Below are 22,558 nucleotides of genomic sequence, written 5' to 3'. Positions count from 1 at the left end.
ACCCGTACCCGACTCCTGAGGAGCCCCGGCCGCCGGAGGTGGCGGCCGGGGCGTGGAGGGGCGGGGGTCAGGAGACGGTTCCGGTCACGCTGTTGCCGGACCTGGTGACGGTGTAGGTGACGGTGTCACCGGTCCAGAATCGGAAGGTGAAGGTCGCCGGGACGCCGTCCTTGAGGGACGTGACGTAGTCGGGCTTCAGGGTGGTGGTGTTGGCGGTGTAGTCGGCACGGACGTTGTCCATCGACTGGTACGTGGTCCAGGAGGCCGGGCCGGCGGCGGTGCCGTCCGCGTAGGTGGACTGGACGTTGGCCACCAGGGCGCCGTTGAAGCCGGTGGGGATGGTGAGCCCGTCGAGCGTCCCGGTGGCGTTGGCCATGGTCGGCTTGTCGTAGGAGCGCACGAAGAGCTTCCACGGGACGCCGTCGGAGTACCGGACCTCGAGGGTGGCGTTGAGCCCGGCGGCGCGGTTCCCGGCGAGGCGGGTGAGGGCGTCGGCGGTCAGGGTGAGCTTGTCGCCGTCGAGGGTGTAGTCGAGGTACGGGATGAGCGGGCGGTCGCCCTGCCAGAGACCGGCGAACCACTGCCCGTTGGGGTTGAGGGTGATGGTCTGCGCGGCGATGGCGCCGGACTTCGGCACGAAGATGTTGTCGGTGGAGGCGGTCCCCGAGCGGGTCCGCCAGGAGGTCTGGATCAGGTCCTTCATCTCGGGGACCATCCATTGCATGGTGTTGCGGTTCAGGAAGTCGTTGGCGGCGTCCCAGACGGCGGAGGTCATGCCGTTGCGGCGCGCCTCGTAGTTGACGTGCTCGAAGTACTTGAGCATCTCGCCGCGCTCGACCACGCCGGAGTAGGGCGAGGTGAGCAGGCCGTACTCGCCGAGGTAGACGGGGATGCCCTTGGCGACGAAGGTGTCGTGCACCCGCTTGAAGCCCTCGGTCAGGTCCGACTGGGCCTTGGCGTCGTACGTCGGGTCGTTCGCGATGTTGACGCTGAACGGGTACCAGCTGTAGTAGTGCACGGTGGCGACCAGGTTGCGGTCGTTCAGCGAGGCCATCGCGGTGGAGAGGTCGTCCAGCCAGTGCTGGGCGTTGTTGGTCTCCTCGGAGGGCAGGACGAGCAGCCGGTCCTTGTTCCCGCCGCCGGTGCCGCGCACGATGTCGCGGAACGAGGTGTTGAGCTCGCGCAGGTACTGGGTCTTCTGGGCGTCGGTCGCGGCGTCGAACTGCGGCTCGTTGATGCTCTCCATGAGCAGGGTGCGCGGCTCGTCCTTGAACGTGGTGGCGATCTGCTGCCAGGTGGCGTTGAACCTGGCCATGATGGTGTCGTGGTCGGTGGACATGTACTTGATCCACTGCCACGAGTCGTGGTGCACGTTGATCTCGACGTACAGGCCGTCCGCGAGGGCGAGGTCGACCACCTCCTTGACCCGGTTCATCCACTTCTGGTCGATGGTGTACGGGGCGGTGGTGGACTGGTGCGGGTACCAGGTGACGGGGATGCGGACGCTACGGAAGCCCTGGGCCTTGAGGCCGTCGAAGGTCGCCTTGGTGGTGAGCGGGTTGCCCCAGGAGGTCTCGTCGGGGATGGCGTCCAGGGTGTTGCCGAGGTTCCAGCTGGGCTGCATCTGTGCGACGGCGGCCATCGGGCTGCTCGGCACCCTGAGCCCGGCGGTCTCGGCTGCGGCCGGGCCCTTGTCGGCGGGGGCGGCGACGGCGGTGCCGCCGCAGAGGGCGCCGGTGGTGACCAGGGCCACCACGAGGCCGGCCGTGCGCAGGAGGCGGCGGTTGCGGGCACGTGCGGTGTGCTGGGCGTCGTTCACGATTGTCCCTCTCGTGCTTGACGGGTGGGGGAGCCCCTGACGGGTGGTCAGGGAAGCGGGAGCGGCTCGTAGTCGAACCGGTCGAAGTGGACGGTGCCGTCGGCGGCGTACATGCCGATGACCCGGCCGGTGAAGCCGCCGGCCACCTCGGTGGAGAGGTAGCGGCCGTCGAGGCTCGCGAGCACGGTGAAGGTGCCGTCGGGCTCCTCGACGCCGAGGACGACGTCGTCGGGGCCGGTGCGCGGGCCTCGCGTCTCGCGCGGCACGACGTCCACACCGAGCACCACGGCCCCGGCGGGCACGGGACGGGAGGCGACCTCGGTGCGGATCGAGCCGATCCGGGCGATCACCTTGACCTCGCCGTCGGCCGCCTCGATCTCGTAGTGGTGGTCCTCGTCCATACGGACGGCCAGGCCGCCGCGTCCCTCGGTGGGGTCGATCAGGATGCGGGCCCGGCAGCCGAGGTGCTGCTGGCGCCGGCCGACGAACACCACGTCGTTCGCGTCGAGGGAGGCGCCGGCGGCGCGCAGGGTGAGCCAGCCGGAACGTTCCTTCGTGGTGACCAGGTGCTCGGGGCGGCTCCGTACCGAGATCCACTGGGGGTGCAACTCGCTCCGGTCGAAGTCGTCCCGGGCCGGGACGGCGGGCACGGGGTGCAACGGCCAGGCGGGGAGGGGGAGTTCGGCCGGGACCCGGCCGACCACCGGCCAGCCGTCCACCCACTCGACCGGGGCGAGGAAGGTCTCCCGGCCGAGCACGTACCAGGCGGGGGTGCCGCCGCGCGGCCGCACGGCGAGCAGCACCATCCACCAGGAGCCGTCGGGCGCCTGGACGAGGTCGGCGTGCCCGGTGTTCTGGACGGGGTGGTTGATCCCGCGGTGGGTCAGCACCGGGTTGGCCGGGCAGGGCTCGAACGGGCCGGAGGGCGAGGTGCCGCGGGCGATGGAGACGGCGTGGCCGCGCTCGGTGCCGCCCTCGGCGATCATCAGGTACCAGTACGCGCCGATCCGGTACAGGTGCGGGGCCTCGGGGGCCGCGGCGTCGGGGCCGCCGGACCAGATCCGCTGCGGCTCGCCGAGGGTCTCGCCGGTGGCCGGGTCGAGGCGGACCTGGGAGACGCCCGCGACGGTGCAGTAACAGGTGCCGTCCTCGTCCCAGGCGAGGTCCGGGTCGATGCCGTGGACGCCGGGCAGCCGGATCGGGTCGGACCAGGGGCCGGCCGGGTCGGTGGCGGTGAAGAGCAGGTTGCCGTCACCGCTGACGTTGGTGACGATCAGCCAGAAGCGGCCGCCGTGGTGGCGCAGCGTCGGGGCGTAGATCCCGCCGGAGGACGGGGACTCGCGCGGCAGGCGCAGTTGGCTCGGGCGGTCCAGGGCGTTGCCGAGCTGCGTCCAGTTCACCAGGTCGCGGCTGTGGAAGACCGGGATGCCGGGGAAGTACTCGAAGCTGGAGCAGGCGAGGTAGTAGTCGTCGCCCACGCGGCAGATGCTGGGGTCGGGGTGGAATCCGGGGATCACCGGGTTGGGGAGGGTGGTCGCGGGCTCGGGCTGGACGGACACGCGGTCGGTTCCTTTCGGTGGTTCGTGGGGCGGGGGTGGTGCCCCGGGATCGCGCGGGGCACCACCGGCTCGGTGGTTCAGCCGATCGCGCAGGAGGCGCCGTTGAACCGGAAGGCGGTCGGGTTGGCGTCGCTGCCGGACCAGGTGGCCCGGAAGCCCCACTGGACGCTGCCGCCCTGCGGGACGGAGGGGTTGTAGGACACGTTCGTGGCGGTGACGTTCGGGCCGCTCTGCGACACCGAGGCGTTCCAGGTGTTGGTGATGCTGTTGTCGCCGGGGAAGGTGAAGCCGAGGGACCAGCCGTTGACCTGGCCCAGGCCGTTGTTGACGACGGTCAGGTTGCCGACCGTGACGCCCGACCACTCGTTCTTGTTGTAGACGACTCGGCAGGGCGCGTCCGTCGGGTGCATCTGGACGACCGTGATGCCGTAGGCGGGCACGGTCTGGGTGCCGGGGCTGCCGCTCTGGGCGGTGCCGATCCCGTGGGCGTTCTTCAGGTACGAGTGGACGGTCGGGGTGGCGGAGGAGGGGGTGAACCCGGTGTAGGAGAGGTTCACCGTGGCGTCGTTGTTCGGGTCCTTGTTGATCAGCATGACGTCCACGTCGCCGTCGGCGCGGCGGACGGCGTGCGCGGTGAGCAGCGAGGACGAGCTGGCGGCCTTGACCAGGGCGTCCCCGGGCCCGCCGAGCCTGCCGATCATCTGGATGCCGTAGTAGGCGGGGAAGGGCGTGTTGGCGGCGGGCTCGCAGGGGGAGCCGCTGGAGACCAGGCCGCCGTCGTTGTAGTCGGTGGCGCCCTCGACGGTGGTCACCTTGGTGCAGTCGGTGCCGTTGCGCAGGTCCCACCAGTCGACGTTGAACGCGCCGTTCTCCAGCCAGGTGAGGTAGTTGTCCGGGGCGAACAGTCCGTTGGGCGAGGTGTCCAGGTAGGCCTGGGCGTTCGCCTCGGTGACGGCGATGCCGACGTTGGGGGCGTTGGAGCCGGCGTACTGGTTGATCAGCGCGCGCACGGCGGAGGTGATGGCGGGGTTCTGGGCCTGCGGCTTGGTGAGCAGGTCGGCGGGGCTGGTGCTGGTGGGGTAGGCGTGCACGATGGCGAAGTCGATCTTCGAGCCGGCGATCGACAGGACGGTGTGGTTCCAGTCCATGCTGTCGCCCGGGCCGACCATGCCGTCCGGCCAGTAGCCGGGAGTGGTCAGGACGGCGCCGATCTTGACGTTCGGGTCGGCCGCCTTCATCGCCGAGACGTACTGCACGACGTTGTTGGCGTAGGTCGTGGCGCTCTTGCTGCTGTGGGTGTCGTACTCCCACTTGGCGCCGTACTCGCCGTTGCCGTAGACCTCGTTGCCGATCTCCCAGTACTTGACGCCGTAGCCCTTGGTGACGTTGGCGTACCGGACCCAGGCGGCGGCCTCCTGGGGGGTGCCGGAGCCGTAGTTGGCGGTGATGATCGGCTGCGCCCCGGCGGTGCGCACGGTGCCCATGAAGGCGTCGAAGCCGGTGTTCGGGGCGACGTACGCACCGTCGTCGGCCGTGCCGGTCTGCCAGTGGTAGACGTCGGAGTGGCTGCCGCCGGGGTAGCGGACGGTGTTGATGCCGGCCGTGCTGAGCAGGCCGGGGGTGGCGCCGGAGTTCATGGCGGCGTCGTAGACCGGGATGTTGACGCCGACTCCGGTGGCGGGGATGTCGGCGAGGTTCAGGGCGGCGTCGACCGACACCGACACCGAGCTCGCGCTGACGGCGGGCGGTGCGGCGGTGGCGTGCGGCGCCACGGCGGCGATCGCGCCGGTGAACGCCAGCGCCAGGGCTGCCGCAGCAGCTATGGCGCGATCATGACACGTACGGGCTGACCATTTCATGTGCGTCCCTCCAGGGGGTGGGGGTGCGAGGGTTCGAGTGGGGGTGCGAACTCCCGCGGTCTGGACGGCAGGGGCCCGTGCGGCTACAGCGGACCGGGCCCGGACGCGGTACTGCTCCGTCGGATCGCGGGTCGGCGCGGCGGACCGCGCGCGATCGACTGACGCATCGTCAACTCCACTCGTTCAGAGATGTGGTGAGGCGCAGCAGGACGGCCGACGGGGCCGCCGGCAGGGTCACGGTCAGCGCGGCGGCCTCGGGGCGCCAGACGGTCGACGCCTTGCTGTTGGACGGGTAGAGCACCTCGGTGCGGACCTCGGCGCCGCGCAGGTGGGGCAGGGCGAGGTCCCTGACGGCCTCCTCCCCGCCGCGCCTCCAGGCGGTGACGTACGTGGTGGCCGGGGTGTGCAGCGCCAGGGCGATCCACGGGTCCTCCCAGCCCGGGAGCCCCAGCGGCCAGGCGGGCACCGCCTGCGGCAGGTCGGCGCGGATCGCCTTGTGGACGGCCACCGCCTCGTGGACCAGCTCCCGGGAGCGCGGGGGGAGTTCGGTGAGCCGCCCGGAGAGGTGGATGCGGCCCAGCAGCGCGTTGGCCATCGTGAGGGCCACCTCGTCGGGGGTGTCCTCGGGCAGCGGGTAGGCCCAGACGGCGCCCTGCTCCGGGGTGACGGCGGTGGGGGCCGACGCCGCGATGGGCACGTAGCGCAGCAGGTCCTGCTGGTCGCTGGTGGAGTGCAACTGCAGCCGGGAGAGCAGGGCGTGGTCCATCCGCATGCCACCGGAGGCGCAGTTCTCGATCACCAGCTCCGGGTGGCGGTCCAGGAGCCCGTCGAGCCAGTCGAGGTGGGCCCGGTTGTGGCCGAGCAGGCCGGCCGCCGGAACCTCTCCCGGGTGGGCGCTGGTGCCGGGGCCCGGGTCGGTGTTGTGGTCGAGTTTGAGGTAGCCGACGCCCCACTCGCCGACCAGGCGGTCCACCACCCGGTCCAGGTGGGCGCGGGCGGCCGGGTGGCGCAGGTCCAGGTGGTAGCGGCCGCCGCCCTCCTCCACCCGCAGGCCGTCGCGGCGGAAGAACGCCTCCTCCGGAAGGGACGCGGCCACCGGGCTGTCCACCCCGACCGCCTCCGGCTCCAGCCACAGGCCGGGGACCATGCCGCGCTCCCGGATGCGGTTGAGGACCTCGTGGATGCCCTCCGGCCCGGGGAAGCGGGAGGCGGAGGGCTCCCAGGCCCCGACGGAGCTCCACCAGTTGCCCCCGTCGTCGTACCAGCCGGCGTCGATGACGAAGTACTCCGCGCCGGCCTCGGCGGCGGCGTCGACCAGCGGCAGCAGCTTGGCCGTGGTCGGGTCGCCCATCAGGCAGTTCATGTAGTCATTGAATATGATCGGCAGCTGCTCGTGGTCGGGGTGCGGGCGGCGGGTGGCGCGCCGGTAGCGAGTGAGGGCGGCGAAGGCGGCGTCCGGGCCGCCCTCCGCGGCCAGCGCGAGCGCCACGGGCACGGTGCGGAACTCGGCGCCGGGCTCCAGCGGGTGCCGCCAGCCGTGGTCGGCGGCCTCGGGCCCGTACAGCGCCGCGTACGCGGTGTCGTCCCGAACCCCGCACTCCCAGCGCCAGCCCCCGCCGTTGTGCTCGATCTGCCACAGCCAGGTCCGGCCGGAGCGGCGGTCCGTCAGGCCGCCCATCGGCAGGTGCCCGCAGCTGGACCACACGCCCTGCCCGGCCAGGACCTGGGTGCTGCGCCCGGCGGTGGTGTGGAAGCGGCCGCTGCGCTCGGGCGAGGAGGCCCGCAGCGGCCGGCGCTGCCAGCGGCACTCGGCGAACCACTCGTTCTCCGCCCACAGCAGGTCGGCGGCGTCCAGGGCCTCGGCGCCGCCCTCGGTGAGGCAGCCCGCCACGAGGGAGGAGACGGACTCCAGGTGCAGCGTGCGCGGCCCGTCGTTGCGCAGCAGCACCTCGCTGCGCAGTACCGGCAGGCCGTCCGGGGACCGGTGGACCACCACGGCGGTCAGGCCGGTCTCCGGCTCGTGGAGTTCGACGGTGAGCACGTGCCGGTTGCCGTCCCGGCCCGCGTGGTGGGAGCGGTGGCGCAGCCGTGAGCCGAGGACGGTGTTGACGAGGTGGCGGCCCGACCAGGAACGGCCGAGGCCGGCGGTCGTCACCTCCACCAGCGGCAGCGGTGCGCAGGGGCGCGCGGCGGTGGACTTCTCGCCGGGCGCGCCGAGGCGCACCAGGCGGGCGGCGCCCTGCTCGTCCAGGGCGATCTCCAGCTCCAGGGCGTCGTGGCCCCAGCGGATCGTCTCGTGCGGGTCGGTCATGGTGCTGCCCTCCTGGGAAGGGAGACGCGGCGGGGTCAGCGTGCGCGCAGGACCGCGCAGCCGCCGGGCGGCAGTTCGCCGAGCGTGGTGCCGGTGAGCAGGTCGTGGCCGGGCCGCGGTAGCGGTACGGCCTCGGGGCGGTGGTTGAGCAGCAGGTGCCAGGCGCGGCCGTCCGGGGCGTGCCGGGTGACGGCCTCCACGCCCCGGGGCAGTCCCGGCAGTTCGGGGGCGGCCCCGGCCGCCGCGAGGAGCCGCTCGACCAGGGCGGCGTAGCCGGCGTCGTCGAGGCGGGTGGACAGGTACCAGCCGTGGCCGGAGCCGAAGGCGTGGCGGGTGAGCGCCGGGCTTCCGGCGAGCGGGCCGTGGGTGTAGGCGGCGAGCGCCTCAGCGCCCTCGGTGCGCAGGGACTCCGTCCAGGAGGTGGCCGTGGAGCCGTCGGAGAGGGTGATCTCCTCGTCCTGCCGCAGCGGGCGGTACTCCTCGGCCCGGATGCCGAGCGCCTCGCGCAGTGGTGCGGCCGGGTACCCGCCGAGCCGGGAGTGGAGGTGTTCGTCGACCACGCCGCTGAAGTGCTGGACGAGCAGGGTGCCGCCGTCGGCGACGTAGCGGCGCAGGTTCTCCGCACCGGCGTCGGTGAGCAGGAACAGCGCCGGGGCGAGGACCAGCCGGTAGCGGCTCAGGTCGTGCTCGGGGTGGGCGAGGTCGACCGTCCGGCCGGCGTCCCACAGCGCGCGGTGGGCGCGGCGCAGGGCGGCGTAGTAGTCGAGTTCGGGCGAGGGGAGGCCGTCGACGCCCAGGGCCCACCAGGCGTCGGAGTCGTGCAGGACGGCGACCTCGGCGCGGACGGTGGAGCCGGCGAGCTCGCCGAGCCGGGCGAGGGCCTCGCCGGTGTCCGTGACCTCGCGGAAGATCCGGCTGTCCGGCCCGGCGTGCGGGACCATCGCCGAGTGCCACTGCTCAGCACCGGCCCGGGACTGGCGCCACTGGAAGAACAGGGCGCCCTCGGAGCCGCGGGCGATGTGGGCGAGCGAGTGGCGCAGGATGTCCCCGGGCTCCTTGGCGAGGACGCGCCCGTCGGCGTGGACGGTGTTGGTGCCCTGTTCCATCAGCAGCCAGGGGGCGCCGCCGGCGATCGAGCGGGCCCGGTCGGCGTCGAAGGCGGCGTGGGCGGCGGCTTCGAGGCCGGGGGCGCTGGGGTAGTGGTTGACGGTCACCACGTCGACCTCGCGGCCGAAGGCCCACAGGTCGAGGTTCTGGTAGCCGGGCAGCATGAGGTTGGTGGTGACGGGGCGGTCGCTGTGGGCGCGGATCGCGTCGCGCTGCTCGCGGTAGGCGGCGAGGGTCTCGTCGGACCAGAAGCGGCTGAAGTCCAGGCTCTGGCCCGGGTTGTGGTGCCACTGGGTGGTGCGGGGCGGCAGGATCTGCTCCCACGAGGTGTAGTGCTGGCTCCAGAAGTCCGTTCCCCAGGCCTCGTTGAGGGCGTCGAGCGATCCGTGGCGCTCGCGCAGCCACACGCGGAAGGCGGCGGCGGTGTGGTCGCAGTGGCAGAGGGTCACGTACTCGTTGTGGACGTGCCACAGGGCCAGCGCCGGGTGGTCGCCGTAGCGTTCGGCGAGGGCGGTGGCGATGCGGCGCGCGGCCCGGCGGTAGGCCGGGGCGGTGAGGCAGTAGGTGTCCCGGCTGCCGTGGGTCAGCCGGGTGCCGTCGGGGCGCAACGGCAGGGCTTCCGGGTGGGCCAGGGTGAACCAGGGCGGCGGGGAGGCGCTGGGTGTGGCCAGGTCGACGGCGACGCCGGCCGCGTGGAGGCGGTCGAGGTGGGCGTCGAGCCACGCGAAGTCGTACCGGCCCTCCTCGGGTTCCAGCAGGGCCCAGGAGAAGACCCCGACGGTGGCGAGGTTGACGTGGGCCCGGCGCATCAGCTCGTCGTCCTCCTTCCAGACCTGGGCGTCCCACTGCTCGGGGTTGTAGTCCCCGCCGTAGGCGAGGGCGCCGAGGCGGTCGGTGAGCCGTTGCGGATCCATCCGGGGGCCGTCCTTCCAGGAGTGCGGTCAACTGCGGTGCGGGGCGGGGGCGGTGCTCTCGCGGACCACCAGTTCCGGAGGCATCAGCAGGAGTTGGTCCGGCGGCTGTTCGCCTGCGGCGGTCGCGGTGATCCTCGCCATGACCTGCTCGACGGCGACCTGGCCGAGGTCCTTCTTGGGGCTGGTGACGGAGGTGAGCCGGGGGGAGTGCTGCTCGGCCAGCGGGTCGGGGCAGATGGCGATGACGGAGGCGTCCTCCGGTACGGTCCGCCCGCTGGCGCGCAGCAGGCTGAGCAGCGGGCCGATCGCGGCCTCGTTCTGCACCACGAAGCCGGTGGTGTCGGGGCGGTCCGCGAGGATGCGGGCCAGGGTGCCGGCGGTGCTCTCGTAGGTGCCCTCGCAGGGGCGGTGCAGGAAGCGCAGGCCGCGCCGTTCGGCGCGGGCGCGGAAGCCGTTGAGGGTGCGCTCGGCGTAGCCGGCGTGGCGCCGGTAGACGCGGTTGCTGTAGCCGATGAAGGCGATGTCGCGGTGGCCGAGGTCGGCCAGGTGGTCGGCGCACAGGGTGCCGGCGGTGGCGAAGTCGTGGTCGACGCAGGAGAGTCCGGCGGGGTCGTCGGGCAGTCCGATGAGGGCGGCGGGGATGTCCTCGGCGCGCAGGACGGGGATGCGGTCGTCGTCGAGCCGGACGTCCATCAGGATGACGCCGTCGGCGAGCCCGGTGGCGGCGACCCGGCGGACGCCGTCGGGCCCTTCGTCGTTGGTGAGCAGCAGGACGTCGTAGCCGTGTTCGCGGGCCGCGACGGTGACGGCGATGGCGATCTCCATCATGGTGGGCACGTGCACCTCGGGGTGCAGCGGCACCACCAGGGCGATGATGTGCGAACGCTTGCCGGCCAGGGCCCGGGCACCCGCGTGCGGGTGGTAGCCGAGGTCGGTGATGGCCCTCTCGATGCGGGTCCTGGTCTCGTCGGAGATCGGGCGCTTGCCGCTGAGGGCGTAGCTGACCGTGCTGGACGAGACGCCGGCGTGCCTGGCCACATCGGCGAGTGTCACCATCGTTGTGCTTCCTTCGGGTCGGTTCCGGTGGGAGCGGTCCCGGTCGTGCGACGGGGAGGTCCGCGGGGACCGCTCCCGGTCCTTGGGGCCCGCGGGGCCCGGGGCGGACGGCTCAGCCCTTGATCGCGCCGGTGAGGACACCGGTACGCAGGTGCTTCTGCACGAACGGGTACACGATCACCAGTGGTACCAGGGTCAGGACCACGACCGCCATCTGCAGGGAGAGCGGTGCGGTCTGCGCGTGGGTCTGCCCGAAGCCGGAGTTGACGGAACCCGGCAGGCCGTTGGCGCGGTTGACGTAGGTGAGCAGGACGTACTGCAGGGGCCATTTCTGACTGTCCGTCGGCATGTAGAGCATGACGTTGAAGAACGAGTTCCAGTACCCGACGGCGTAGAACAGCGCGGTGACGGCGGTGACGGCGCGCGAGGTGGGCAGGACGACGGACCACAGGATCCGCCAGTGCCCGGCGCCGTCCACCCGGGCCGCGTCGATCAGCTCGGAGGAGGTGTCCTGGTAGAAGGCGCGCAGCACCAGGATGTTGAACACGGAGACCGCGCTCGGCAGGACCAGCGCCCACCACTGGCCGTAGCCGCCGAGGCCGGTGACGACCAGGAAGCTCGGGATCAGGCCGCCGCCGACGAACATGGTGACGATCAGCAGCAGCAGGACGAAGCGCTGCCCGAACGACCGGGGCCGGGAGAGGCCGTAGGCGCACAGGACCGAGACGGCCATGGACACCGCGGTGCCGACCACGGTGATGCCCAGGCTCACCCCCAGCGCGGTGACGATCGTCGGGTCGCCGAGCATCTGGCGGTACGTCTCGGTGGTCAGGCCGTCCGGCCAGATCACCAGGCCGCCGGCCCGGTTGATGGCACCGGGGGTGGAGAAGCTCGTCAGGAGGATGATCCAGAGCGGGACCAGGATGACGGCGAGCGTTCCGCCGAGCGTGAGCCCCTTGGCGGCCTGGCCGACGGCCGTCGGTGGTTCCTCCCAGGGCGGGCGGGCGGAGCGGCGCTTGGCGGCGGCCGCCGTGCGGCGCTTCTCGCGGCGGGAACCCATGGTGAGTGCGTTCGTCATTTCCGGTACAGCCCGTCCTCGCCGAAGGCGTGCGCCAGTTTGTTGGCACCCCAGATGAGCAGGAGCGAGACCACACTCTTGAAGAGCCCGGCCGCCGCGCCGTAGCTGTAGCCGCCGGTGGCGATGCCGTAGTAGAAGGAGAAGGTGTCCAGGACGTCCGCGGCCTCGTGGCCGACGGCGTTGCGCTGGACGAGGAACTGCTCGAAGCCGACGGACAGCGCGTTGCCCAGGCGCAGGACCAGCATGAGGACGATCACCCCGCGCAGTCCCGGCAGCGTGATGTGCCACATCCGCCGGAACCGGCCGGCGCCGTCCGCCGCCGCGGCCTCGTACAGTTCGCTGTTGATCGCGCTCAGCGCGGCGAGGAAGACGATGATCCCCCAGCCCGCCTCCTTCCAGATCGCCTGGGAGGTGACCAGCAGCGCGAAGGTGTGCGGGTTGGTCATGATGTCCCAGGTGCCGATGTCGTGCTGGCGCAGGAACTGGTTGAGGATGCCGGCGCCGCCGAGCATCTGCTGGAAGATCGTGATCGCCAGCACCCAGGAGAAGAAGTGCGGCAGGTAGACCACGGACTGGAAGAAGTTGCGCAGCCGTTCGCTCATGACCGAGTTGAGCAGGAGGGCCAGGGCGATCGGGACGGGGAAGAAGAGGACCAGCTGCACGAAGCTCAGGTACAGCGTGTTCTCCATCGCGGCCCAGAACGCCGAGTCGTGGAACAGCTGCTGGAACTGGTCGAAGCCGACCCACTCGCTGTGCCGGACCCCGACCAGGGGGTCGTACTCCTGGAAGGCGGTGACGATGCCGAACAGCGGGACGTAGTTGAACACCAGCAGCAGGAGGACGGCGGGCACCGTCATCAGCAGGAGGGCCTTGTCGCGCCGCAGCCTCGTCCGCCAGCCGAGCCGTGCCTGGCCGGCCGGGCGGGCGGGGGCCGACCCCCCTGCCCCGCCCGCCTCGTCGGCCTCGTCGCCATCGCCGGCGCGGGCGGCCGGGCGCTCGTGTGCCGCGGTGCTCACTGGCCGGTGCCGAACTTGTCGAGGACGTTGTCGGTCATCCAGGCCTTGAGTCGCTCCCCGGGGCCGTTGCGCCAGCCGGCGATGACGTCCTGCACCTCGGAGACCTTCTTCTTGCCGTGGTAGCAGTCCGCGATGGCGTCGTTGACGTTCTGCGCGGCCGCTGCCTGGGCGATCGACTGGGGCATGCTGAGGTTCATGCCCCAGAAGGGCGGCTTGGTGAGGTACGTGACGTTGGCGGCCGACCAGCTCGCGTAGTCCTTGGTGATCTGCTCGCCGCCCGGGTTGCTGATCACGGAGCCGGAGGCGGCGAGGAAGTTGTAGGTCGTCACCTGGACGTCCTTCTTGCCCTCCTCCGTGAAGGTCGGCATGCCGTTCACCCGGGTGTGGTGGACGCCCTCGACGCCGAAGTTCACCATGGTGTACTCGGCCGTGCCGTAGGGGGCCGCGAGGTAGTTCGCGACGGCGAGCAGTTCCTGGATCTGCTCCGGCTTCAGGTTGACGTTGAGGTAGCTGATCATGCTGGCGGCGGCGCCCATGTAGATCACCGGAGTGCCCTTGCCACTGGCGGTGATGGCGTTGAACGCGCCGCGCCGGTAGTTCGGGTCGGCGGCGGTGCCGGACTGGTGGTCGCCCAGGTTCCAGGAACCGAGTCCGCCGCCCCCGATGAGTGTCTTGCCGCTGTAGAAGCGGGTGGCCGAGTTCGAGACGTCGCCGGCGAGCGCGTCCGGGTGCATGGAGCCCGAGGTGGCCAGGCGGTAGTGCCAGTCGAGGGCCTCCAGGAACTCCTGGGTCTCGGTGGGGTGGACCAGCTTGCCGTTGTCGATCCGCCAGTTCATGGGGACGCCCCAGGAGAACTGGAGGTAGGTCCACACGTCGTCGAAGGCCCACACGCCCCGTTTGGCGTCGGTCAGTTCCTTGCCGAGTTTCATCAGGTCGTCGGCGGACTTGATCTGGTCGGCGGTGATGCCCCGGGCCTCCAGGACGTCCCGGCGGTAGAAGGTGGCGCCGGGGATGCCGAAGCTGGTGGAGAAGCAGGGGATGCCGTAGAGCTTGTCGCCCCAGATGCCGTGCTGCCAGGCGCCGGTGGGCAGCGCGGCGAGGTTGGGGTACTTCTTGATGTTGTCACCGGACAGGTACGGGGTCAGGTCCGCGAGCTGGGAGCCGGCCAGCCCGCCGGTGTTGAAGGCGTTGTTCATCCAGGCCGGCAGGTTGATCCAGTCCGGCAGCTTCTTGGCGGCGGTCATCGTCGGGATGATCGTGTTGTAGTTGATCCCGTCAGTCGGCTTGACGGTGAGGTCGACCCCGAGCGCCTTGTTCATCGCCTGGTAGAAGGAGTTGCCGACCGGTGGGGCCGTGCCCCACAGCGGGGTGACCGCGGTGTAGCTGCCGCCCTTGCCCGGGACACCGGAGACGCTGGTGGGCGGCGAGGCCGGATAGGAGAGGTAGCCCGGGTCGGTCGCGGCGTCGCCAGAGCCCTGCACGGGGGCGATGTCCGGCTTGACCGCGCCCGCGTTCGGCACGAAGGCCGGCAGGGCGGCCTTGAGGCCCTCCTTGGTGTTCGCCCCGGCCTTCTTGGTCGAGCCGCCTCCGCAGGCGGACAGCAGGGGCACCATCGCGGCGGCCCCCGCGACCGTGGCGGCGCTGGTCAGGAAGCTCCTGCGGTTCATCCCGGATCTCATGGTGGCGTGGCCCCTCTCCGTCGAAGCGCGGCTGGACACCGAAGCGTCGACGCGTCTGGGCGTCGAAGCGCTTGGATGTTTCGGTGACACTAACGACGCGTTACGGGTTGGGCAAGAGTCTGAACAAAGGCAAAATCCTTTGTGTGCAGGGGACTTGACGCGGTGAATGGAGCGTGTCAGCGTCGAAGCGCTTCGATCAACGATCTCCGAGCCGAACCCGCCCGAGGGGTGTTCCACGTGAGTTCCGTGCCCGATTCCGCCGCCGGTGTGCCCGGTTTCCGCAATCCCGCGCTTCCCCTGCGGGAGCGCGTCGACGACCTGCTGAACCGGCTCACGCCGGCCGAGCGGCTCGCGATGCTGCACCAGTACGCACCGGCCGTCCCGCGTCTCGGGGTCGCCGCCTTCCGTACCGGCAGCGAGGGCCTCCACGGCGTCTCCTGGCTCGGCGAGGCGACCGTCTTCCCCCAGGCCGTCGGCCTCGGCGCCAGCTGGGACGAGGACCTGGTGCGCGAGGTCGGCGAGGCGGTCTCGACCGAGCTGCGGGCCTTCCACCACCACCGCCCGCCGGCGATCGGCTCCCCCGAGCGCGGGCCCAACTCCCTCCAGGCCTGGGCCCCCGTGCTCAACCTGCTGCGCGACCCCCGGTGGGGGCGCAACGAGGAGGGGTACTCCGAGGACCCGGTGCACACCGCACGCGTCGGCGAGGCGTACTGCCGTGGCCTCTCCGGCGACCACCCCACCTACCTGCGCGCCGCCCCGGTGCTCAAGCACTTCCTCGCCTACAACAACGAGGACGACCGCTGCACCACCTCCTCCGCACTGCGCCCGCGCGTGCTCCAGGAGTACGACCTGGCCGCCTTCCGCCCCGTCATCGCCTCCGGCGCCGCGACGGGCGCGATGGCCGCCTACAACCTGGTCAACGGCCGCCCCTGCCACGTGAGTCCGCTGCTCGAAGTGGAACTGCGCCGCTGGGCCCGCCCGACCGGCCACGAGATCTTCGTGGTCAGCGACGCCGAGGCCCCCTCCAACCTGGTCGACCCGGAGCACTACTTCGACGACCACGCCGAGTCCCACGCGGCCGCGCTCAAGGCCGGCATCGACAGCTTCACCGACCACGGCGAGGACTCGGAGGTCGTGGTCGGCCGGCTGCGCGAGGCGCTGCAACGCGGCCTGATCGACCAGGCCGACGTGGACCGGGCCGTCCGCCGCCAGCTCGAACTGCGCTTCCGGCTCGGCGAGTTCGACCCCGAGCTGGACCCGTACGCCGGCACCGGCCCGGAGGTGATCGACCGCCCCGAGCACCGCGCCCTGGCCCGCAGGGCCGCGACCGAGTCGGCCGTCCTACTCAAGAACGACGGCCTGCTGCCGATCGACCCGGCCCGCACGGCCCGGATCGCCGTCGTCGGCCCGCTCGCCGACACCCTCTTCGAGGACTGGTACAGCGGCACCCTGCCGTACCGGGTCAGCGCCGCCGCCGGTCTGGCCGCGGCCCTCGGCGCCCACGGCGGCGAGGTCGTCCACGTCGAGGGCTCCGACCGGATCACCCTGCGCTCGCGGACCACGGGCGACCTGCTCGGCAAGTCCGCCTTCGACGTCACCGACTGGGGCGGCGGCGCCTCCACCCTGCGCGACGCCGAGACCGGCCGCTACCTGTGCCTCCAGGACGACGACACCCTGGCCCCCGGCCAGGAGATCATCAAGAGCTGGTTCGTCAAGGAGACCTTCCGGATCGAACCGGCCGGCCCGGACAGCCCGGACACCGTGCTGCTGCGCAGCGTCTTCACCGGGCGCTACGCCACCGTGGACCCGACCGACGGGCGGGTCAGCGTCACCGCCGGGACCGCGCAGGAGGCCGAGCACTGGCAGCGCGAGGTGGTGCGCGACGGCGCCGCCGAGGCCCGCGCGGCCGCCGCGGCGGCCGACCTCGCCGTCGTCGTCCTCGGCAACCACCCGCTGATCAACGGCCGCGAGACCGAGGACCGCGCGGACATCGCCCTGCCCGAGGGGCAGGAGAAGCTGCTGCGTGCCGTCGCGGCCGTCCGCCCGGACACCGCCCTGGTCGTGATGAGCAGCTACCCCTACGCCCTCGACTGGGCCGACGAGCACCTGCCCGCCGTGGTGTGGACCTCCCACGGCGGGCAGGAGACAGGACACGCGCTGGCCGCCGTACTGCTCGGCGCGGCCGAGCCCGCCGGGCGGCTGGCGCAGACCTGGTACCGGGGTGACGACCCGCTGCCCGACCCGCTCGACTACGACGTCATCAAGGCCGGCTGGACCTACCAGTACCACCGCTCCACGCCGCTCTACCCCTTCGGCCACGGGCTCTCCTACACCGACTTCGCCCACCGCGACCTGCGGCTGTCGCAGCCCTCGATCGGCCCGGACGGATCGGTCGGGCTCGCCGTGACCCTGGAGAACACCGGCGCGCGGCCGGGCAGCGAGGTGGTCCAGGTCTACGTCCGCGCCCTGGACGCCCGGTACGAGGCGCCCCGCCTGCGCCTGGCGGACTTCCGCAAGGTCACGCTGGAACCGGGGGAGAGCCGAGACCTGGCCTTCCGGCTCTCGGCCGAGCAACTCGCCCACTGGTCCGTCGCCACCGGTGGCTTCACCGTCGACCCCGGCGGCTACGAGGTGATCGTCGCCCGCAGCGCCGACCACCCGGTGCTCACCGCCCCGCTGACCGTGACCGGGAAGCGCCCCGGCCCCAGGGCGGGCACCGGACACCGGGTCCTGGCCGTCGACTTCGACGACTACGAGAACGCCGCCATCGTCGACGCCACCCGCTCCGACGGAGACGCCGTCACGCCCGCCGACCCCGCACGCCCCGCGACGCTGCACTTCCGCGAGGTCGACCTCGCCGGCGCCGCCCTGATCGAGGTCGAGACGGCCCGCGAGGGCGCCGGCGGGGCGCGGCTCGACGTCCGGGTGGACGGCCGGGTGCTGGCCGAGATCGAGGTGCCCGTGACCGGCGGCCGCTACGCCTGGACGAGCACCACCGCCCGCCTCACCGCCCCGCCGGCCGGTGTCCACGACCTGCGCCTGACCCTGCACGGCGACTTCCGGCTCACCGCCTTCCGCTTCGCCGCGGCGGGCTGAGACCGGCCGACCCACAGACCGGCGGTCCGCTCGGGGGGCGGACCGCCGTCCCCTGCCCGGCCCGGGCAGGGGACCCCGATCGTCCGAGCCGTGCCCGTCCACCACCGCCCGGAGGCGGCCGCATGTCACCTCTCACGCCCTACTCCGTCACCTCGAACTCGCAGCACCCGGAGGAAGCCCCCGTGCCGCCACCCGACTTCGGAACCGGCTTCGGAACCGACGAACTCGCCGCCTACCGGCCCGAGTCGACCACCCCACAGGACTTCGACGAGTTCTGGCGGCGCACCCTCGCCGAGGCCCGCGCGCACGGCGGCACTGTCAAGGCCGAACGCGTCACCGAGACGTACGGCCTGCGCACCGTCGAGGTCGACGACGTGCGCTTCCCCGGCTGGAACGGCGAGCCGGTGGCCGCCTGGCTGCTGCGCCCGCGCGGCGCGGCGGGCCCGCTGCCGGTCGTCGTCACCTACATCGGCTACACCGGCGGCCGCGGACTGCCCACCGAGCACCTGTTCTGGTCCGCCGTCGGCTACGCCCAGCTCGTCGTGGACAACCGCGGCCAGGGCCACGACACCCCGGACCGGGGCACGGGCGACGGCACCCAGTGGGTCGAGGGCTTCATGACCCGCGGCATCGAGTCCCCGGAGCACCACTACTTCCGGCGACTGATGACCGACTGCGTGCGCGCCGTGGACGCCGTCGCGCAGCTGCCCGGCCTCGACGCCGAGCGGATCGTCCTGGCCGGCGGCAGCCAGGGCGGCGGCCTGGCCCTCGCCGTCGCCGGACTCACCGGGGGCGGGGTGGCCGCGGTGATGCCCGACATCCCGTTCCTGTGCCACTACCGCGAGGGCGCCCGAACCGCCCTGGACGGGCCCTACCAGGAGCTCGTCAAGTACCTGCGCTGGCACAGCCCGGGGCGGGTGCGGCCGACCTTCGACACCCTCGCCTACTTCGACGGTGTCCACTTCGCGCAGCGGGCCACCGTGCCGGCCCTGTTCAGCGTCGGTCTGATGGATCCGGTCTGCCCGCCCCGGACGGTCTACGCCGCCTTCAACCACTACGCGGGGGAGGACCGCACCATGACGGCGTGGCCCTTCGCCGACCACGCGGGCGGCTGCGGCTCCAACCCGCCCGTCCAGCTGGCCTGGCTGCGCGAACGCGGGCTGGCACCGCGGCCGTGACGCCGGCGCCCGATCGCCGCCCGATCGCCGGCCGACCGAACCCGACCGAACCCGACCGATGAGGAGCGCCGCATGAGTGCCCCGGGATTCCCGCAGCTGCCCCCCGGCTTCCGGTTCGGCGCCGCCACCGCCGCTTACCAGATCGAGGGCGCCCACGACGAGGACGGCCGGGGCCCGTCCATCTGGGACACCTTCAGCCACACCCCCGGCCGCACCCTCGGCGGCGCCACCGGCGACACCGCCTGCGACCACTACCACCGCCACCGCGAGGACGTCGCCCTGCTGCGCGGGCTCGGCGTCGACGGCTACCGCTTCTCGATCTCCTGGCCGCGCCTGCTGCCGCAGGGCACCGGTGCGGTCAACCGGAAGGGCCTCGACTTCTACGACCGGCTGATCGACGACCTGCTGGCCGCCGGGATCGCGCCCGCCGTCACCCTCTACCACTGGGACCTGCCGCAGGCCCTGGAGACTCCGTCGAACGGCGGCTCCGCCGCGGCGGGCGGCTGGCGGGTGCGCCGGACGGCCGAGGCGTTCGCCGAGTACGCGAACGTGGCGGCCGACCGCTACGGGGACCGGGTCGAGCGCTGGATCACCCTCAACGAGCCGTTCTGCTCCGCCTTCGTCGGCCACGCCGAGGGCCGGCACGCGCCCGGTGCCCGGGAGGGCCGGGGCGCACTCGTGGCCGCCCACCACCTGCTGGTCGCCCACGGCCTGGCCGTCCGGGAGCTGCGCGCCGCAGGCGCCCGCGAGGTCGGCATCACGCTCAACCTCGACCGCCTGCACGCCGCCTCCGACCGCCCCGAGGACCTCGCCGCCCTGCGCCGGGCCGAGGTGCTCCACAACGAGGTGTGGACCGAGCCGCTGTTCGCCGGGCGCTACCCCGAGCACGAGGCCGAGACCTGGCAGGGCCTGGCCGACGGCCCGTGGCGCCGGCCCGGCGACCTCGAACTCATCGGCGCCCCGCTGGACTTCCTCGGCGTCAACTTCTACCGGCCGGTCACCGTCACGGCCGCCCCCCACCGCCAGGAGGATCCCGCCCTGCGCACCGCCGTGGACATCGGCGTCGCCGAGACCGACCCGTACGGCACCCGGCAGACCACCATGGGCTGGCCCGTCGTCCCGTCCGCGTTCACCGAGCTGCTCACCGGGCTGCACGCCCGCTACCCGCGGCTCCCGCCCGTGTGGATCACCGAGAACGGCTCCGCCGAGGCCGACAGCCTCACCCCCGACGGCCGGGTCCACGACCCGGAACGGATCGACTACCTGGCCGGCCACCTCGCCGCCGTCGCCGACGCCGTCACCGCCGGGGTCGACGTACGCGGCTACTACGTGTGGTCCCTGCTGGACAACTTCGAGTGGGCCCGCGGCTACGACCAGCGCTTCGGCCTCGTCCACGTCGACTACCACACCCTGACCCGAACCCCCAAGGACAGCTACCACTGGTACCGGGGCCTGATCACCGCGCACCGCGCGCGGACGGAGGAAACCGCCCGATGAAGTTCACCGACGGCTACTGGCTGATGCGTCCGGGCGTCACCGCGCGCTACGCCACCGAGGTCGCCGACGTCCGCACCGGCGAGGACCGGATGACCCTCTACGCGCCCGTCCGGCACGTGCGAGGCCGCGGTGACACCCTCAACAGCCCGCTGCTGACCGTCGAGTGCTGGTCCCCGGCCGAGGGCGTGATCGGGGTGCGCGCCACCCACCACGCCGGTTCGGTGCAACGGGGCCCGGAGTTCGCGCTGCCCGGCTCCGCACCGGGCAGCGGCAAGGTCCACCGGGACGGCGACGTGGTGGAACTGAGCTCCGGCGAACTGACGCTGAGGGTGAACACGGCGGGGCCCTGGCAGCTGGAGTTCTCCGCCGGCGGCCGGGTGCTCACCACGGCGGGCGAGCGCGGCACCGGCTTCGTCACCGACGCCGAAGGCCGTCACCACATGCTCGGACAGCTCGCGCTGGGCGTCGGCGAGCTGGTCTACGGCCTGGGGGAGCGGTTCACCCCGTTCACCCGCAACGGCCAGGTGGTGGACGTCTGGCAGGCGGACGGCGGCACCAGCAGCGAGCAGGCGTACAAGAACGTCCCGTTCCATCTGACCAACCGGGGCTACGGCGTCTTCGTCAACCACCCCGGCAGGGTCAGCTACGAGATCGGCTCCGAAGCCGTCGGCCAGGTGCAGTTCAGCGTCGAGGACCAGTCCCTGGAGTACTTCGTCGTCCACGGCCCGACCCCCAAGCAGATCCTGGAGCGCTACACCGCCCTCACCGGCCGCCCCGCGCTGCCGCCGGCCTGGGCGCTCGGCCTGTGGCTGACCACCTCCTTCACCACCGACTACGACGAGGCCACCGTCAACCGCTTCGTCGGCGGCATGGCCGAACGCGGCATCCCGCTGAGCGTCTTCCACTTCGACTGCTTCTGGATGCGCGGGTACCAGTGGAGCGACTTCCGCTGGGACCAGGACACCTTCCCGGACCCGGCGGGCATGCTCGCCAGGCTCAAGGAACAGGGGCTGCGGATCAGCCTGTGGATCAACCCGTACATCGCGCAGAAGTCGGAGCTGTTCGCCGAGGGCGTGCGCGAGGGCCACCTGGTGCGCCGCCCGGACGGCAGCGTCTGGCAGTGGGACCTGTGGCAGCCCGGCATGGCCCTGGTGGACTTCACCAGCCCCGCCGCCCGCGACTGGTACACCGGCAAGCTGCGCGCCCTGCTGGACATCGGCGTGGACTGCTTCAAGACCGACTTCGGCGAGCGCATCCCCACCGACGTGGTGTGGCACGACGGCTCCGACCCGGAGCGGATGCACAACTACTACACCCAGCTGTACAACCGGGCGGTCTTCGACCTGCTCCGCGAGGTGCGCGGAGAGGGGGAGGCGCTGCTGTTCGCCCGCTCCGCCACCGTGGGCGGCCAGCAGTACCCGGTGCACTGGGGCGGCGACTGCGAATCGCACTTCAACGCCATGGCGGAGTCGCTGCGCGGCGGACTCTCGCTGGGCCTGTCCGGCTTCGGCTTCTGGAGCCACGACATCGGCGGCTTCGAGGGCACCCCGACCCCGGCGGTCTTCAAGCGCTGGGCGCAGTTCGGCCTGCTCTCCTCGCACAGCCGGCTGCACGGCAGCAAGTCCTACCGGGTGCCGTGGGAGTTCGGCGAGGAGGCCGTCGAGGTCACCCGGGAGTTCACCCTGCTCAAGCACCGGCTGGCGCCCTACCTCCAGCGCGCCGCCCAGCAGGCGCACGCCACCGGTGTCCCGGTGATGCGCGCGATGGTGCTGGAGTTCCCGGACGACCCGGCCGCGGCCGCGCTCGACCGGCAGTACCTGCTCGGCGACGACCTGCTCGTCGCCCCGGTGTTCACCGAGGACGGCACGGTCGAGTACTACGTGCCCGAGGGGATCTGGACCAACGTCCTGACCGGCGACCGGATCACCGGCCCGCGCTGGGTGCGCGAGCACCACGGCTTCCACACCCTGCCGCTGCTCGCCCGCCCCGACTCCGTCATCCCGTTCGGCGCGGAGGACCGGCACCCGGTCTCCGCCTGGGCCGAGGGCGTGGAACTTCGCGTCCACGCCTTCGCCGACGGCGCCGAGCGCACCGTCGTCATCCCCCGCTCCGACGGCGTCGGCGAGACGGCCCGCTTCCACGTGTGCCGCACCGGCGACCGCCTGCGGGTGACCACCGACAGCCCGCACCCCTGGCAGCTGCGCCTCGGCGGCCCGGACGGCGCCCTGCACGTCAGCCCGGCCGGAACCCGTGAGGCCGAACTGCCCTACCCGGCCTGAGGCCGAACTGCCCTACCCGGCCTGAGGCCGAACCGCCCTACCCGGCCCGGTCGCCGGGACAGCCGCCGCGGCCGTTCCCGGAAGCACCACCCCGGGCGTCCGCCCGCACC

The 22,558-nt window shown here is 72.4% G+C and carries 13 protein-coding genes; 4 read left to right on the top strand and 9 right to left on the bottom strand.

Annotation, left to right across the window (positions count from 1 at the left end):
- Positions 1-67: 67 nt before the first annotated feature.
- The 9 genes from ACIQWA_RS08620 to ACIQWA_RS08580 form a co-directional block, all read right to left on the bottom strand.
- Positions 68-1,819, bottom strand: a complete 1,752-nt coding sequence (locus tag ACIQWA_RS08620) for a cellulase family glycosylhydrolase (protein WP_402479959.1) — start codon at positions 1,817-1,819, stop codon at positions 68-70.
- Between the two features lie 47 nt (positions 1,820-1,866).
- The gene (locus ACIQWA_RS08615) at positions 1,867-3,378 is read right to left on the bottom strand and encodes a glycoside hydrolase family 43 protein (RefSeq protein WP_402479957.1); all 1,512 of its coding nucleotides are present in this window, start codon (positions 3,376-3,378) and stop codon (positions 1,867-1,869) included.
- Positions 3,379-3,455: 77 nt separating this feature from the next.
- Positions 3,456-5,237 carry a cellulose binding domain-containing protein gene (locus ACIQWA_RS08610; RefSeq protein WP_402479955.1) on the bottom strand — a complete coding sequence of 594 codons (1,782 nt, stop codon included), beginning with the start codon at positions 5,235-5,237 and terminating at the stop codon, positions 3,456-3,458.
- 169 nt (positions 5,238-5,406) lie between these two features.
- Complete coding sequence (locus ACIQWA_RS08605; protein ID WP_402479953.1) at positions 5,407-7,548, bottom strand: alpha-galactosidase; 2,142 nt, start codon at positions 7,546-7,548, stop codon at positions 5,407-5,409.
- A 35-nt stretch (positions 7,549-7,583) separates the two neighbouring features.
- Positions 7,584-9,569 carry a beta-galactosidase gene (locus ACIQWA_RS08600; protein ID WP_402479951.1) on the bottom strand — a complete coding sequence of 662 codons (1,986 nt, stop codon included), beginning with the start codon at positions 9,567-9,569 and terminating at the stop codon, positions 7,584-7,586.
- A gap of 27 nt (positions 9,570-9,596) precedes the next feature.
- The gene (locus tag ACIQWA_RS08595; protein WP_402479949.1) at positions 9,597-10,625 is read right to left on the bottom strand and encodes a LacI family DNA-binding transcriptional regulator; all 1,029 of its coding nucleotides are present in this window, start codon (positions 10,623-10,625) and stop codon (positions 9,597-9,599) included.
- 112 nt (positions 10,626-10,737) lie between these two features.
- Complete coding sequence (locus tag ACIQWA_RS08590) at positions 10,738-11,703, bottom strand: carbohydrate ABC transporter permease (RefSeq protein WP_402479946.1); 966 nt, start codon at positions 11,701-11,703, stop codon at positions 10,738-10,740.
- Positions 11,700-12,719: an ABC transporter permease gene (locus ACIQWA_RS08585; protein ID WP_402479944.1), complete on the bottom strand. Its 1,020-nt coding sequence runs from the start codon at positions 12,717-12,719 to the stop codon at positions 11,700-11,702. The genes ACIQWA_RS08590 and ACIQWA_RS08585 overlap by 4 nt, the downstream gene beginning before the upstream one ends.
- Positions 12,716-14,386, bottom strand: coding sequence for an ABC transporter substrate-binding protein (locus tag ACIQWA_RS08580; RefSeq protein ID WP_402479942.1), 1,671 nt, complete (start codon positions 14,384-14,386; stop codon positions 12,716-12,718). The genes ACIQWA_RS08585 and ACIQWA_RS08580 overlap by 4 nt, the downstream gene beginning before the upstream one ends.
- A 249-nt stretch (positions 14,387-14,635) precedes the next feature.
- Between ACIQWA_RS08580 and ACIQWA_RS08575 the strand changes: the two genes are divergently transcribed.
- From ACIQWA_RS08575 to yicI, 4 genes are all read left to right on the top strand, one after another.
- Positions 14,636-17,494 carry a glycoside hydrolase family 3 C-terminal domain-containing protein gene (locus ACIQWA_RS08575; RefSeq protein WP_402479939.1) on the top strand — a complete coding sequence of 953 codons (2,859 nt, stop codon included), beginning with the start codon at positions 14,636-14,638 and terminating at the stop codon, positions 17,492-17,494.
- Positions 17,495-17,616: 122 nt separating this feature from the next.
- Positions 17,617-18,672, top strand: coding sequence for an acetylxylan esterase (locus ACIQWA_RS08570; RefSeq protein WP_402479937.1), 1,056 nt, complete (start codon positions 17,617-17,619; stop codon positions 18,670-18,672).
- A 72-nt stretch (positions 18,673-18,744) separates the two neighbouring features.
- Positions 18,745-20,169 (top strand): GH1 family beta-glucosidase, encoded by a 1,425-nt coding sequence (locus tag ACIQWA_RS08565; RefSeq protein ID WP_402479935.1) that lies wholly within the window; start codon positions 18,745-18,747, stop codon positions 20,167-20,169.
- Complete coding sequence (gene yicI, locus ACIQWA_RS08560) at positions 20,166-22,448, top strand: alpha-xylosidase (protein ID WP_402479932.1); 2,283 nt, start codon at positions 20,166-20,168, stop codon at positions 22,446-22,448. Before ACIQWA_RS08565 ends, yicI begins: the two co-directional genes overlap by 4 nt.
- Positions 22,449-22,558: the final 110 nt, after the last annotated feature.

It is taken from the genome of Kitasatospora sp. NPDC098652 (genome assembly GCF_044760155.1).
GTDB lineage: Bacteria > Actinomycetota > Actinomycetes > Streptomycetales > Streptomycetaceae > Kitasatospora.
The sequence above is the reverse complement of the archived record's forward strand: the minus strand, read 5'-3'. Positions and strand labels throughout refer to the sequence as shown.

Excerpts from the sequence above, each read along its gene's own strand:
- ACIQWA_RS08570 (WP_402479937.1), top strand. The coding sequence starts at position 17,617 with ATGTCACCTCTCACGCCCTACTCCGTCACCTCGAACTCGCAGCACCCG.
- ACIQWA_RS08595 (WP_402479949.1), bottom strand. The coding sequence starts at position 10,625 with ATGGTGACACTCGCCGATGTGGCCAGGCACGCCGGCGTCTCGTCCAGC.
- ACIQWA_RS08605 (WP_402479953.1), bottom strand. The coding sequence starts at position 7,548 with ATGACCGACCCGCACGAGACGATCCGCTGGGGCCACGACGCCCTGGAG.
- ACIQWA_RS08610 (WP_402479955.1), bottom strand. The coding sequence starts at position 5,237 with ATGAAATGGTCAGCCCGTACGTGTCATGATCGCGCCATAGCTGCTGCG.
- yicI (WP_402479932.1), top strand. The coding sequence starts at position 20,166 with ATGAAGTTCACCGACGGCTACTGGCTGATGCGTCCGGGCGTCACCGCG.
- ACIQWA_RS08565 (WP_402479935.1), top strand. The coding sequence starts at position 18,745 with ATGAGTGCCCCGGGATTCCCGCAGCTGCCCCCCGGCTTCCGGTTCGGC.
- ACIQWA_RS08600 (WP_402479951.1), bottom strand. The coding sequence starts at position 9,569 with ATGGATCCGCAACGGCTCACCGACCGCCTCGGCGCCCTCGCCTACGGC.
- ACIQWA_RS08590 (WP_402479946.1), bottom strand. The coding sequence starts at position 11,703 with ATGACGAACGCACTCACCATGGGTTCCCGCCGCGAGAAGCGCCGCACG.
- ACIQWA_RS08580 (WP_402479942.1), bottom strand. The coding sequence starts at position 14,386 with ATGAACCGCAGGAGCTTCCTGACCAGCGCCGCCACGGTCGCGGGGGCC.